This is a genomic window from Halomonas sp. 3D7M, from assembly GCF_014897885.1.
Lineage (GTDB): Bacteria > Pseudomonadota > Gammaproteobacteria > Pseudomonadales > Halomonadaceae > Vreelandella.
On sequence record NZ_JABUZF010000265.1, the window covers coordinates 40,179 to 53,795 of the forward strand.

General features: G+C 52.3%; 9 protein-coding genes and 2 pseudogenes. 3 read left to right on the forward strand and 8 right to left on the reverse strand.

Annotation, left to right across the window (positions count from 1 at the left end; genetic code table 11):
• Window positions 1-114, forward strand: a pseudogene (locus tag INT22_RS21430) (tRNA dihydrouridine(20/20a) synthase DusA); the annotation flags it as partial.
• Between the two features lie 66 nt (window positions 115-180).
• Here the strand turns inward: INT22_RS21430 and INT22_RS17690 are convergent.
• Both INT22_RS17690 and INT22_RS17695 read right to left on the reverse strand, forming a co-directional pair.
• The gene (locus INT22_RS17690; protein ID WP_193061579.1) at window positions 181-1,635 is read right to left on the reverse strand and encodes a catalase; all 1,455 of its coding nucleotides are present in this window, start codon (window positions 1,633-1,635) and stop codon (window positions 181-183) included.
• A 311-nt stretch (window positions 1,636-1,946) separates the two neighbouring features.
• Window positions 1,947-2,978 (reverse strand): succinylglutamate desuccinylase/aspartoacylase family protein, encoded by a 1,032-nt coding sequence (locus tag INT22_RS17695; RefSeq protein ID WP_095602439.1) that lies wholly within the window; start codon window positions 2,976-2,978, stop codon window positions 1,947-1,949.
• Window positions 2,979-3,187: 209 nt separating this feature from the next.
• Here INT22_RS17695 and INT22_RS17700 point away from each other — a divergent pair, with 209 nt between their 5' ends.
• Window positions 3,188-3,799, forward strand: a complete 612-nt coding sequence (locus INT22_RS17700; RefSeq protein ID WP_193061578.1) for a TetR family transcriptional regulator — start codon at window positions 3,188-3,190, stop codon at window positions 3,797-3,799.
• Between the two features lie 62 nt (window positions 3,800-3,861).
• On the forward strand, window positions 3,862-4,794 hold the full coding sequence (locus tag INT22_RS17705; RefSeq protein WP_193061577.1) for an alpha/beta fold hydrolase: 933 nt from the start codon (window positions 3,862-3,864) through the stop codon (window positions 4,792-4,794).
• 26 nt (window positions 4,795-4,820) lie between these two features.
• Here INT22_RS17705 and INT22_RS17710 read toward each other — a convergent pair whose 3' ends face one another.
• From INT22_RS17710 to INT22_RS17735, 6 genes and pseudogenes are all read right to left on the reverse strand, one after another.
• Window positions 4,821-5,495, reverse strand: coding sequence for a hypothetical protein (locus INT22_RS17710; RefSeq protein WP_193061668.1), 675 nt, complete (start codon window positions 5,493-5,495; stop codon window positions 4,821-4,823).
• A 206-nt stretch (window positions 5,496-5,701) separates the two neighbouring features.
• The gene (locus INT22_RS17715; protein ID WP_193061576.1) at window positions 5,702-8,887 is read right to left on the reverse strand and encodes an efflux RND transporter permease subunit; all 3,186 of its coding nucleotides are present in this window, start codon (window positions 8,885-8,887) and stop codon (window positions 5,702-5,704) included.
• Entirely contained in the window at window positions 8,887-10,155 is a 1,269-nt protein-coding gene (locus INT22_RS17720) for an efflux RND transporter periplasmic adaptor subunit (RefSeq protein WP_193061575.1), read from the reverse strand. The genes INT22_RS17715 and INT22_RS17720 overlap by 1 nt, the downstream gene beginning before the upstream one ends.
• A 91-nt stretch (window positions 10,156-10,246) precedes the next feature.
• Entirely contained in the window at window positions 10,247-11,716 is a 1,470-nt protein-coding gene (locus INT22_RS17725) for a TolC family outer membrane protein (RefSeq protein ID WP_193061574.1), read from the reverse strand.
• 379 nt (window positions 11,717-12,095) lie between these two features.
• Window positions 12,096-12,942, reverse strand: a pseudogene (locus tag INT22_RS17730) (fructosamine kinase family protein).
• A gap of 89 nt (window positions 12,943-13,031) precedes the next feature.
• Window positions 13,032-13,617: FGGY-family carbohydrate kinase (locus INT22_RS17735; protein ID WP_264298864.1), on the reverse strand; the 586-nt coding region annotated here is incomplete at its 5' end.

Sequence of the window (13,617 nt, forward strand, 5' to 3'; positions counted from 1 at the left end):
CTGTCTGAACACGCGCACAAAGAGGACGCGGGCCTGCGCCTTTTCGATGAAGCGCTTAGCTTAGTTCGCGAACCCGAAACAGAGACTCAGGAAGCACTACAGCCCGCGACCTAGCTCGGCTGCGGGCTGCATATTAAGACGAACGCCTAGCGGCTTGGACGCGCTAGGTGTAAAACGCCGCTATGGATTGCGAACGCCCTGCTCAATCCGCTCGCCGACCTCTTGATCAATATTGCGCCAGTACTCAAAAGCACGTGCTAATACAGGCTCGGTAACGCCACCGGATAAGTGTCCTACCACATTCGACACTAAGCGATCACGCTGGGCATCATCCATTACTTCACGCACTAGCGCATGGGCTTGGCTCCAGTCGTCATCGTCTTTTCTGAGCGTATAGGCCGCACGTACAAACTTTCCGTCTGTTGACCACACCGCGTCTTCTGGGTAGCGCTGAGCATCGGCTTTCGGCCCGCCTTTGCTATTGGGCGTATACACCGGATCGGTAGCGTGCCGAATACGCATCGCACCACCTTGGCTATAGCTGTGCACGGGGCATTTTGGGGTATTCACTGGGATATGCTTGTAGTTCACACCCAAGCGGGCACGGTGAGCGTCAGCATAAGAGATAGAGCGTGCCAATAGCATTTTGTCCGGTGATAATCCGGTCCCCAGCACCATGTTATTAGGCTCAAACGCGGCTTGCTCAATTTCGCTATGAAAATCCGTGGGATTACGGTCGAGCGTCAGCTTACCAACTTCGATTAACGGGTAGTCTTTATGAGACCACACTTTGGTCAAGTCAAAAGGATTCACTCGGTAGGTCTTGGCATCATCAAACGGCATAATCTGCATGTTGAGCGTCCACGTAGGATAGTCGCCCCGCTTAATGGCCTCAAACAAGTCACGACGATGATAATCGGCATCACTGCCGGCCATCTGATCGGCCTGCTCTTGGGTCATGCATTTAATCCCCTGATCAGTTTTGAAGTGATACTTCACCCAAAACCGTTCTCCTTCAGCATTTACCCACATATAGGTGTGGCTGGAGTAACCGTTCATGTGCCGCCACGTGGCTGGCACGCCTCGATCGCCCATCAACCATGCCACTTGGTGAGCTGACTCAGGTGCCAGTGTCCAAAAATCCCACTGCATATCGTGGTCACGCAGGCCATTATCCGCTCGGCGTTTTTGCGAGTGAATAAAGTGTTGGAATTTCATCGGGTCGCGGACAAAAAACACGGGGGTATTGTTACCCACCATGTCGAAGTTGCCTTCTTCGGTATAAAACTTAATCGAGAAACCGCGGGGGTCGCGCCATGTGTCAGGGCTGCCGCTCTCCCCGGCGACAGTCGAAAAACGAATCAGCACGTCGGTCTTAGTGCCCGGCTGTAGAAACTTGGCTTTGGTATAGTGGCTAACATCGTGGGTTACTTCAAAATGCCCAAACGCACCACTCCCCTTTGCATGAGGTTGGCGGTCAGGAATCATTTCACGGTTAAACGCCGCCATTTGCTCCATCAAATAGTGATCATGCATAACAATGGGGCCATCAGGGCCTACTGACAGAGCATGCTCGTCGCTTGAAACCGGAATACCTGACTCATTCGTAGTGGGATGCTGGCTATCACTGCTCATGACACTTCCTCCTTGTCATATTCGACATGGCACGATTCGTACCACTGGAAAAAGGCCGCCTTTAACAGGCTATATTAATCTAAGCTAAAGCGGCCACCCCACAGATATAGCCAACTCACGTGCATCACGCCACCTGTGACTCGGTCACTCTCTCTATTAAGCCAATAGTTTTTAGCTATAATTTTTTAATGAAAAGCCTTTAACAATAATTTTCAACAACGGCTTGTGAGCAGATGTTCAAAGGTCTCTTGGTAGAACACCGTTACTTAGTAACAGTGCTCATCATCAGTACCAAGTACCAAAGCCGAGTATCAATACATCGCATCAGGCTGAGGCGTCAGGCTTGATTGAAAATTTTCAATCGCCGTCTCAGCTTCTTCAATCTCATCAAAGCGGGCGATGTGATAAAGCGCTTCACCTTCGTTCGCTAGCGGCAGACGGCTCATACCAATAACAATGCCGTCGGCCATAGAGAGCACCTCACCTTCATCATTGCCGAAGGGGTCTGCCACTTTACCGAGCACCTCGCCTTTTGCTACCCGAGCGCCCAGGCGCACCTTAGGACGCAAAATGCCATCAATAGGCGCCCTCGCCCAGCTGGAGCCATTGGCAAGTTCAGCAGGCATTGGCGAGCGGCGACGCTGCTCGCCGGTCAGCATACCTAAACGGCGCATCACGCGTAAAACGCCACGCACGCCGGGGGCAATTGCCCACTCATCAAAACGTAGCGCCTCACCAGCTTCATAAGTAAGCACCGGAATGCCACGGTTCTGAGCATAGTGGCGTAAGCTACCTTCGCGGAGCTCTGCATTGAGTACCACAGGGGCACCAAACGCATCGGCCATGCGCTCAGTTTCACTGCCTGGCTGTAACTGAGCACGAATTTGCGGAAGATTGGTGCGATGAATAGCACCCGTATGCAAGTCGATAATATGCGTGGCGTGATCGACAATTTCATCGCGAAATAGCGCCGCAATACGCCCACCTAACGAGCCCTTTTCACTGCCCGGAAAACAGCGGTTCAAATCTCGTCGATCTGGTAAATAGCGCGTTTGCTGTAAAAAACCGAAAACATTGACGACGGGTACAGCAATTAACGTGCCACGCAAGCTATTGATTGCTTTGGAACGCAGTAGGCGACGAACAATTTCAACTCCATTAATTTCATCGCCATGAATCCCTCCACATACCAGCATGACCGGGCCATCTTTACGCCCATGCACGACTTCGACCGGAATATGCAGCTGCGTGTGGGTATACAGGCGTGCTACAGGCACATCAATTTGTAAGCGTTGGCCAGGCATTACAGTGCGCCCAGCCAGGGTAAAGGGTGCTCGCGCCATGCTGAGAATCCTATAGCGTGCCTAATAACGGTTTCGTTTCGAAACGGCGTTTCCAAATTAATCTTATACGCTTTTTACTGACAAATGACGAATTTGTTAATCCACGTTATGAGCTAAAGTAATTAACCATACAGTTTTGAATGTAAAAAGTGGTGCACATAAGATAAAATGGGCGTATCACGTGTCAATTACTGAGGTTACGTTTTTATATGGCAAGAAAAACCAAAGCGGAGGCTGCTGCAACTCGCGAAGCGCTGTTGGATGCGGCTGAAGAGGTGTTTTTCGCAAAAGGCGTAGCTCGCACATCGCTGGAGCAAATTGCTCGTCACGCCGACCTGACGCGCGGTGCTGTTTATTGGCATTTTAAAAATAAAGGCGACCTTTTTATGGCGCTAGTGGAGCGTGTGCACATGCCCTTCCAGTCACTAATGGAAGAGGTAAATAACGCCGACCCGACTATCTCACCACTAACTGCCATACAACTTGCCTGCCATGCCGGCTTAAACCGCATGGAGCAGCCATCCCATCAGCGCATTTTATCAATTCTGCTGCATCGCTGTGAATTCTTTAGCGATATCAACCCGATTCAGATGCAAGATGAGATCGCAGACGAGTGTTTTGATGAAATGCTGTCGGTATTTCAACTGGCCCAACAGCAGCAGTTGCTACGCGCTGATCTAACCCCTGAGGTGGCAACGCGGCTTATGCAGGCAGCACTGGGTGGCTTGTTTCATGACTGGCTGCGAAATCCAGAATCTTTTTCATTGCGCGAACGCGGCGGTGAGCTCATCGATACATTAATCACCATGATGAAGCGCTAACCATCTCGCTGCAATGCAGCAACACACCTATACTGAACGGATTGTCAGCATAGGATAATTTTATGGATGCATTGGAATTTGTTCGTATCCGCGAACTTGATATCGCTGTGCGCATTTGGAATCCCGACGCACCCCGCACGCTGATGGCATGGCATGGCCTTGCGCGCCACGGCGGTGATTTCGAAGCCCTAGCCCATCAGATGGGCAGCGAATGGCGTATTCTTGCGCCAGATACACCTGGTCGCGGCCTTTCCAGCTGGTCACTGTTTCCTGCCCACGATTATCTCTACAGCCACTACATGACCGTGGCGATAGGCGTGCTAGATCATTTTCAATTAAAGCAGGTCGACTGGCTGGGCACTTCCATGGGCGGGCTATTGGGCATGCTGCTGGCTGCTGACAAAACACATCAACATCGGATTTCTAGGCTTATCCTGAACGATGTTGGGCCTGAGTTGAATAAAGACGGCCTAATCGCGCTCTCCAGTTATTTCAGCCTAACTCACCGTTTTACGAACTTTGCAGACCTACAAAAAGAGCTGACACAGCACTACGCAAGCTTTGGAATCACCTCTGATGATGAATGGCAAGCGCTGGCATTGGGAAGCGCACGACGACTCCCTGATGGTAGTTGGACCTATCACTTCGACCCCCGTATTGGCGAGCAATTTATCCATGACACACCGCGAGACACATGGGCAGATTGGGCAAATATTCACTGCCCTGTGATGGTGATTCGAGGTGCCGAATCAACCTTACTGGATGCCGAAACGCTGCCGCGTATGAAAGAGGTGCAACCCAGCTTAGTTACTTTCACCGCCCCAGGCTGTGGCCATGCCCCTATGCTGAATCAACCCGAGCAAGTAACACCGCTCCGTCAGTTTCTCGACACGCCACTCAGCGCCTTCCCCCGTAGCAAACCAACAAGCGTCACCGCCACTTCGCACCCTGTTGGCCAGTGGCTCATTAAGCAGTGGCGGCGCCTATTTGGCTAGACAATACGTTGGCTAGACAACATTCGCTAGGTGGAATAGCCGTTTGAATGATGCTTGCGGTGCAAGCGCAGCTTATTCACGCGAACGCGCGTATCGAGATACTGTTGCTCAAGCACACTGCGGTACGCGCCTTCGTTGGCAAGATATTTCACAAGCACTCGGCGTTCGCCAGCTTGCGGGCAGTCCCCCGCTTTGCAATGCAATTTGACGGCGCTGCTGGGTTCATTTTCCAGCTGAGCAGATGCATATTCATCATTCTGGCGTTCCGAGACAACGACCGTAGCGCCCAATAAACAGCGGCGATTGAATGGCTGATAGCGATGAAGCGCGCGTTGCAATGAATGGCACACGGCTGCCGCAACTGGCGACGCAACTGCAAATGAGATCCACAGCACGAGCACACCGACAGGCACCCTCAACATACCCAGCGATAACCAGCGGAGGGCTAGTAGCTCAATAGCCAGCGAAATAGCACCCGCGAAAAGTACCAAGAAGCTTAACGCAAGCGTGGCAGGTACACCTGCAAAGCCTAAAGACACCAGTGTGCTGGCCATATGATCGTCGCGTAGGCTATCGCGCTCAAATAGCTCCAACGGTGCAAGCCTGATTAACACCAGCAGCCAGTAGAGCGATATCAAAGCCAACAAGAAGGTAAAGACAATCGTTGGAAATTGCAGTACGGCGGAAACAAGTGATTGCATCATGGCGTGTTCTCCTCCAGACGAAGCCTGGTGATGTTTTCGCTTGACGTTATATTTATTAGCACAAGCTAAAAACAGGGTCTCTTTTAGCGTAGACCACCTTACGCGTTTATGTGGTTCTCTAATTGCTCTTGATCAAGTTTGTAAAAAAAACGGGCACCATGAAAACATGGTGCCCGCTAGCAAGTCGCTAAACAGCGTTATGCTTAGTCGTGACCTAGCGCTGCCTGCTCGTTGTTACCATCCCGGTCAGGGTGGCGTTTCCGATAGAGCCAATCAGACACCGTGGCAATCATTGCGTAGAAGCTTGGAATAAACAGGCTTCCCAGCACGGCAACAGACGCCATACCGACCGCAACGGTGGTACCTATGTGGTGGCTACTCACATCGCTCGCGCCAGAGGCCAGTGCCAATGGCAAGGTACCGAAGATAAAGGCCAGTGAGGTCATAACGATAGGACGGAAACGGAGCTCCGCGGCGGTAATCGCTGCTTCACGAATCGACTTACCATGCTCTTTGCGCTGCAACTCCGCAAACTCAACGATAAGGATCGCGTTCTTAGCGGCCAAGCCAACAACCACCAGCATCCCAATCTGGACATAGACACTGGTATCCAGGCCTCGCAACGCAATACCACCCACGCCGCCCAAGAAAGCAAACGGCGTGGCAGTAAGTACCGCTAGTGGTAGCGACCAACTCTCATACTGTGCCGCCAGTATCAAGAACACCATCAAAATACCAAACACAATGGCGAGCAAAGCGGTATTGCCAAGGTTAGACTCTTGGTAGGCAGTCCCCGTCCAGCCCATTCCCCAGTTTTGGCCCAATGTTTCCTGAACCACTTCCTCCATCGCTGCAATAGCCTGTGTAGAGCTGTAGCCTGGCGCTGGATTACCCTGGAACTGAGCCCCCGCATAAACACCGAAGCGAGAAACAACAGATGGACCCGTTTGGCGTTCGAGCGTTACAAACTCAGAAAGAGGAATGCGCTCACCATTGCCACCACGTACATAAACGCTGCTCACATCATCGGGCGTTTTACGGAATTTATCTTCATTCTGTAAATAGACCTGGAAGTTACGGTTTTGGTAGCTAAAGAAGTTAACAAAACCATTACCGAAGGTGTTGGCTAGCGCCGAGTTGATATTCTCAAGGGCGACACCATAGCTCAGCGCTTTTTGCTGATCTATTTCCGCACGGTAAGAAGGCACATTGACGTTAAACGTTGTAAAAACGCGGCTTAATGCCGGGTGCTGGTTAGCCGCCTGCATAATTTGCAATGACGCTTGATACAACTCGCGAGGTGACGAGCCTTCAAAAGATTGCAAATAACCGGTGAAACCACCCGTTGTTGAAAGCCCCATGATCGGCGGTACGTTAAACGCCATCGCAGAACCACCATCAATGCTCGCCCCCAACTGCATAATACGGCCAACCAACTCATTAGCCGTTAAGTCACGTTCTGCCCAGGTTTTCATGTTGATAAACATAATGCCCCGTGCAGTATTGACCGCACTCGACAGAATGTCGTATCCCGCGACAGCAGAGGAGTACTCAACGCCCGGAATGGCTTCTATCTGTGAGCTAAGCTCATTCATATAGGCTTGGGTTCGGCTAAGCGACGCAGCATCGGGCAATGAAACGCTAACCAGCACGATACCTTGGTCAGTTTCCGGCACAAGTGTGGAAGGCGTATTTGCATAGAGCCAGTAAGAACCGGCCCCCACCGCCACAGTCAGCGCAAGCGCTAACACCCAGAAACGCACCAGCTTTTTCACAAACCACATATAAACGGCGGTAAAACCAGCGAAGAAGCGGTCAAACAGGCGCAGCGGCGTGGTAATCGCACGCCGGAACGCGGACTGTTTCGTTTTATGCAGGTTATGCTTAATGAAGATGGCCGACAGCGCAGGGGTGAACGTCAGTGCCATCAGCGCCGATAGCGCCACCGATATCGCCACGGTAATCGCAAACTGCTGATAAATTTGGCCGGTAAAACCGCCCAGGAACGCCACGGGTACAAACACCGCCGCCATAATCAGCGATGTGGCAATAACCGGGCCACCCACCTCTTTCATCGCGCGGATAGTGGCATCACGAACCGTAATATCGTCCTCTTCGCTCAATACCCGTTCAACGTTCTCCACCACCAGAATCGCATCATCCACCACGATGCCTATCGACAGCACCAGAGCGAAAAGCGTTAGAAGGTTGATTGAGAAGCCAAACAAGTAAAAACCAGCAAAGGTACCGATAACCGAGACCGGCACGACCGACATAGCAATGACCGTAAAGCGCCAGTTCTGCAAGAAGATGAACAGAATCACGATAACGATCAGGAACGCTTCAATAAACGTATGCAGAACGGTTTCTACCGAGGCATCAATAAACAGCGTGGTGTCGTAAGGCGTTACATACTCAAGCCCTGGCGGAAAACGCCCCGATAGTTCTTCCATCGTGGCACGCACTGCTTCAGCGGTTTCCAGTGCGTTTGCACCCGGCTGCTGGTTGATGATGATCGGCGTCATTGTGGCGCCGTTTAAGCGTGCATCAACACCATAGAACGAAGCGCCTAGTTCAATACGTGCTACGTCCTCGAGACGCAGCGAAGAGCCGTCAGGATTCGTACGCAGATAGATATTGCGGAAATCATCGGTTCCCGATAAACGCCCACCGGCGGTAATTGTATAGGTATAAGCACGCGGTTCGCTTTGCGGTGTTGCCGCTAAGTTACCTGCGGGAATTTCGGTATTCTGCGCGCGAATAGCACTGGCCACCTCACTGGGCGTGAGGTCATACTGAGCCAGCTTGTCAGGGTCCATCCACACCCGCATCGCAAACTCACCACCGCCTAACACTTCGGCATTCCCTACGCCGGGCACTTGGCGTAGCTCATCCAAGATATTAAGCGTGGCGTAGTTCTGCATGTAGATTTTGTTGTAGTCACCGCTAGGAGACGTCAAGGCAACAAGCATCAGAATAGAGTCAGAGCGTAACTCAACCGTCACCCCTTGAGACTGAACCGCCTCAGGTAACTGCGAAAGCGCGCCCTGCACTCGGTTATTGACATTGATGGTGTTGATATCACCATCAGTGCCAATGTTAAACGCAACACTCAGGCTCATAAGACCATTATCAGCGCTGTTTGAGGTCATATATAGCATGTCCTCAACACCATTGATGGCCTCAGCAAGCGGTGCCGCGACGGTTTGCGCAACCGTCTCAGCATCTGCCCCGGGGAACTGAGCCTGAACGGACACAGTGGGAGGTACAACGCTGGGATACTGCTCTATCGGCAGTATTCGCATCGCCATCGTACCTACCAGCGTCAAGATAATCGCCAAAACGGTGGCGAAAATCGGTCGGCTGATAAAGAAGTTGGAAAAGTTCATTATTGCGCGCCCTCTTCCCCTTCAGCGGGCTGTGCGTCAGCCGCCCCATCCTGCATTGCCTCTGCCTGCCCGGCTTCTTGCTGGGCGTCTTCCTGCTCAGCTTCTGCGACGATGTCGGCAGCGTTACCTTCAAATGGCTGGGGGTCAATTAGCATTCCTGGCTCCAGACCAGCGGGGTCGCCTACGATGACACGCTCGCCAGCAGTCAGGCCATCATGAATGATTTGCCATGGGCCAGCCACTTCACCGAGTTGAACCGTGCGCTCGCGCGCTTTATTTTCATCATCGACAATAAAGACCCGCGGTCCCATTAACCCTTGAGTAACGGCAATTTCTGGTACGGCCAGTACATCAAAACGCTTCAAGCCTTCAACACGAACCCGGACAAACTGACCAGGCAATACCGCGCCATCAGGATTTGCGAACGCTGCTGACGCCTGCACCGTACTGGTGCCGCTATCAACACGAGAACCCAGGAAGCTCAAACGACCTTCAAGCTCAGCGCTGTCGTCACCATACTGTCCTGGCACACTCAAACGCGCGGTTATGTCTGATGCGCTACCACTCTCACCCAGCTGTCGACGCAGCTCAAAAGCATCGCGCTGAGGTAGTTGAAAACGCACTTCAAGAGGATCAAGCGGCGTAATAGTGGCTAACTCAGTTCCTGGCGTCACCAAATTACCAACGTTTATCTGACTTAAACTGATCATGCCAGACACCGGTGCGGTGACGTTTGAATAGCCTAAATCAAGATTAGCACTGGTTAACGCAGCATCGGCTTGAGCGACACTTGCTTGGGCAACGCGCTGGTCAGCTAGTGCTTGGTCATACTGCTGACGACTGACCGAGTTTTGGCTCAGCAACTGCTCAAAACGCTGCGCATCACGCTGGGCACGGGCCAGTTCAGCGCGCGCACTTTGCAAGTCGGCCTCACGCTGGTTAACGGTTGCTTGGTAGAGATCTGGCTCGATGGTATAGAGTCGGTCCCCCTGCTCTACCAGTTGCCCTGGCTCAAAATGGCGCTCTTCAAGAAACCCGTTCACCCGTGCCACAAGCGTGACTTCACTGTCGCTGCGCAGCAGTGATGGGTAGGATTTATTCAGAGGAATATCCTGGCGGGTTATTTCAGCTACTTCTACCGCATGAGGCGGAGCTTCCTGCTGCCCAGCCTGCTGTTGCTGAGGTTGCTCCTGGCCGCATGCGGCTAGCGCCAATGCAGCTATCAGCGTCACTAGACTCGCTCTACCTGAGTGAATCGTTTTCTTCATACGTTGGTTTCCCATTAATCTTTTCAACATTGACGGATAGCAGCACAGCGAGAGGTTGGTTAATGTGTTAGAAAACTAACAACTCGCTAGCTTACGCACCCGGCGTGGGTGGAGCGCCAATATCCATAGCCCTCTGGTAGGCGTCGGGGTCGCCACCCTCAGGCAGAGTGAAGTTCACCTCATCTCCCGTTAGCCACGCATTGACGTCTTCAATCGCCTCAACGTCTAACAGACCCGCCTGCTGGCGCAGTGAGAGCAAATTAACCACATAGTCATAACGCGCTTCGGCATAGTTAGCGATAGCGTTATAGAGGCTTTGTTCAGCGTTCAACACGTCCACGATATTACGTGTGCCTACTTCATAACCGGCACGGGTAGCTTCTAAAGCACTACGGTTAGAAACGATGGCCTGCTGGCGAGCCTCAACGGTATCGACGTTGTTGCTAACCTGGGTATAGAGCGAACGCACTTGTTGGATGGTAGTACGGCGTTGGGACTCGAAATCGTATTGGCTACTTTCAAGCTGGAAGGTACCTTGGCGAATACGGGCGCTGGTGGTGCCACCGGTATAGATAGGTAAGTTCGCCGAGACACCCACTTGGCTTGACGTGTTGTAGCCACTCACCAAATCACTATCGCTATCCGAGTACTGGTAGTTAGCAAATGCCTGAACCGTCGGCATACGTCCAGCACGCGCCAGCTCGACGCCTACGCGGGAAAGCTCAATGCCTGCCTGCTGCGCTAATACCTGCGGGTTACGCTCAATGGCTTGCTCTACCCAATAGTTACGATCCGTAGGGGTTGGCAGGGCAATCGGCATACTATCGCCTAACGCGTCGATACTGGCGTAACGTTGCCCCGTCAGCTGTTCAAGCACCTCAAATGCCACCTGAAGATTACTCTCTGCTGCTATGCGATCAGCGCGGGATTGATCAAAGCTCGCCCGTGCTTCCTCTACTTCAGTGATAGCAATGAGACCTACTTCAAACTGCTCTCGAGCCTGCTCAAGCTGGCGGCCAATCGCACGCTCTTGAGCTAAACGCGCCTCGAGCACTTCGTGGGCACGCAAAATATCGAAATAAGCGCTCGCGACATCAATCAGCAACTGCTGCTCAGTGGCGGCCAATAAGTACACTTGTTGATCAATCTGACGTTCAGCCTGATTCACTTCCTCACGTGTGACAGCATTGAAGAGTGCCTGGGTCGCCTCAAGTGTTAATGACGCGGTGTTGTAGCGATCATCGCTGACACCCGCCGCATTAGAACCGGCACCAGCGCTCTGCCCAACTCTAGAGGAGGACTGGCTTTCGTACTGCTGGTTATGGACGACATTGCCGGAGGCATTTACCTGAGGCAACAGCGCGCCACTTGCCACATCGCTTGCCGCTTCAACACTTGAAAATTCAGCACGTGCAGAGGCCAAGGCAGCGTTGTTATTAAGCGCATCGCGAGTGATATTGACTAAATCTGCCGCTTGAGCGGGCAGGACGAAAGAAGATGTCAGCACTGCTAATAGCAGGGGACGAAAAGGGGCATTGACTGCCCAGTGTGCCAGTCGCATGGGATTGCCTCTAGGTGTCAACGTAGGGTGACGATAATGATAGCCATTCTGAAGGGTGGCATTATAGTTACATTCATGTATGTATGCTAGGCTTGAACTTAACCTAAATATATGAACAGCGTCACGTATAGATAACCGTACTACACAAGACTCTCTATTACCTTAGTCCAAAGCTCCATGAGCTTGCAGCTTTTTAGCGCTCCTTTACCCACTCGAATCTTAAGTGAACCATGTTACAGCTAATGTAATTACACGCTAACTAAAGTGAGCGCTTGAGTCTCTCAACAACATGCGGCAGTGATTGGCAATCCAAACAGATAGCTAATAAAGCGAGAAAATCAGCACCATCACCACTATTGCTCCGCCAAACGCTGCCCCATTAACTCTCAAAAGCTTCCAATACTGCCACGCAGCGTTCAACGGCACTGTGATACCCTGAACCAAATAACAGCAGATGGTTAAGCAATGGATAAAGCTGAAACAACGCTTCGCGTCTTGGCCAGTCGGTTGGCTTATCGCCGTTCCAGTAAGCATCAAAAAAAGGTGCGCTAGGCGATCCAAACAGGGTCAGCATGGCCAAATCAACGTCGGGATAATGGCGATAAACAGCAGGATCGATCAGTGCCGGCCCTCTAGTGGTTGTCAGCACATTACCCGACCATAGATCACCATGAATAAGGCTGGCAGACGAATCTGGCAGCCATGTTTCTAGTTGCTCTGCTTGGTGTTCAACACGGCGTCGCAACGCGCCATTCAGCAGGCCCTGCTGATAACAAGCTTGAGTAAGAGGCAGTAGACGCCGTTCGCGCTGAAACGCACGGCCATCTGCCAGCGGGGAGTTGGGTTGGGGCGTACGCCCACACGCATTGTCCTGATGCCAGCCATGGGCATCACCTATCACACCATGCAACTCACGCAGCCCTTCGCCTAAAGCGACGCTACTTTGGGTGTTTGCGGGTTGGGTATCGAGTGACTCTATCACCAGCCACCCCATCGTCTCTCCTAGCACCTCAGGTATCACTAATGACGTACCCGCCCCCTTGAGCGCGCGAAGCCCTTCTGCTTCGCCAAGCAATCGCGCGGAATCGTCGTGTTTGATAACGACTTGCCCTTGACGAGTAGTCAAGGCGTAAACAGCGGCTATATCACCCCCCACTGAGTGGCTGCAGCTTATCAGTGGGGGTTAATCCCAGCGTATCTAGCAGATCGCGCAAAACGGCATCCATGACTCTCTCCACTCAAGGCGCGTGTACTCTCCGCATCTCTCCTTAAACGGTACAAGGCAAAGCAATATCTTTCTAGGCAATCCGCATTATTAAACGTTATGACGCTGAGCAAGCGCCTCGCGATAACGCTGATAAATCACCTCATAAGCAGAAACACGCTTAGCGTCAGGGTCGGCAAGGGAAGCGGCATCCAGGTGCACCAAGCGCTCACAAAGCGATGCCAAGGTCACACCCTCCTGATGTAAGTCGCACCAAGCCGCTTGAATAGCCGCCCCTAACGCGGCGGCATCGGTAATCTCTGGGCAGATTACCTGGGTATTAGTAATGTCAGCCACCATTTGCCGCCAGACTGGGCTCTTGGCACCGCCGCCAATCAGCCTAATCTGGCTGGTGCCGTCAGCTAGATCACCTAATAGTTCCAAGCCATAGCGCAGGCCAAAAGTAGCGCCTTCCATCACCCCTCGGCAGAGGTTAGCTTGAGTCATATTAAGGCTGGTCAAACCAAGAAAATCACCCGTCGCATTGGGCAGCATCGGCACCCGTTCGCCGTTAAAAAACGGCAGTACAATCACTCCCTCGGCCCCAATCGGCGAGCTGGCAACCTGGTCGCCAAAGGCGGCTAAATCCAGCCCAAACAGCTCACGCACGCGAGTAGTCGCAGAGGTAACGTTCATC

Bases quoted from the DNA above. Each gene is read 5' to 3' on its own strand.
- INT22_RS17690 (WP_193061579.1), bottom strand. From the start codon at position 1,635: ATGAGCAGTGATAGCCAGCATCCCACTACGAATGAGTCAGGTATTCCG.
- INT22_RS17695 (WP_095602439.1), bottom strand. From the start codon at position 2,978: ATGGCGCGAGCACCCTTTACCCTGGCTGGGCGCACTGTAATGCCTGGC.
- INT22_RS17700 (WP_193061578.1), top strand. From the start codon at position 3,188: ATGGCAAGAAAAACCAAAGCGGAGGCTGCTGCAACTCGCGAAGCGCTG.
- INT22_RS17705 (WP_193061577.1), top strand. From the start codon at position 3,862: ATGGATGCATTGGAATTTGTTCGTATCCGCGAACTTGATATCGCTGTG.
- INT22_RS17710 (WP_193061668.1), bottom strand. From the start codon at position 5,495: ATGCAATCACTTGTTTCCGCCGTACTGCAATTTCCAACGATTGTCTTT.
- INT22_RS17715 (WP_193061576.1), bottom strand. From the start codon at position 8,887: ATGAACTTTTCCAACTTCTTTATCAGCCGACCGATTTTCGCCACCGTT.
- INT22_RS17720 (WP_193061575.1), bottom strand. From the start codon at position 10,155: ATGAAGAAAACGATTCACTCAGGTAGAGCGAGTCTAGTGACGCTGATA.
- INT22_RS17725 (WP_193061574.1), bottom strand. From the start codon at position 11,716: ATGCGACTGGCACACTGGGCAGTCAATGCCCCTTTTCGTCCCCTGCTA.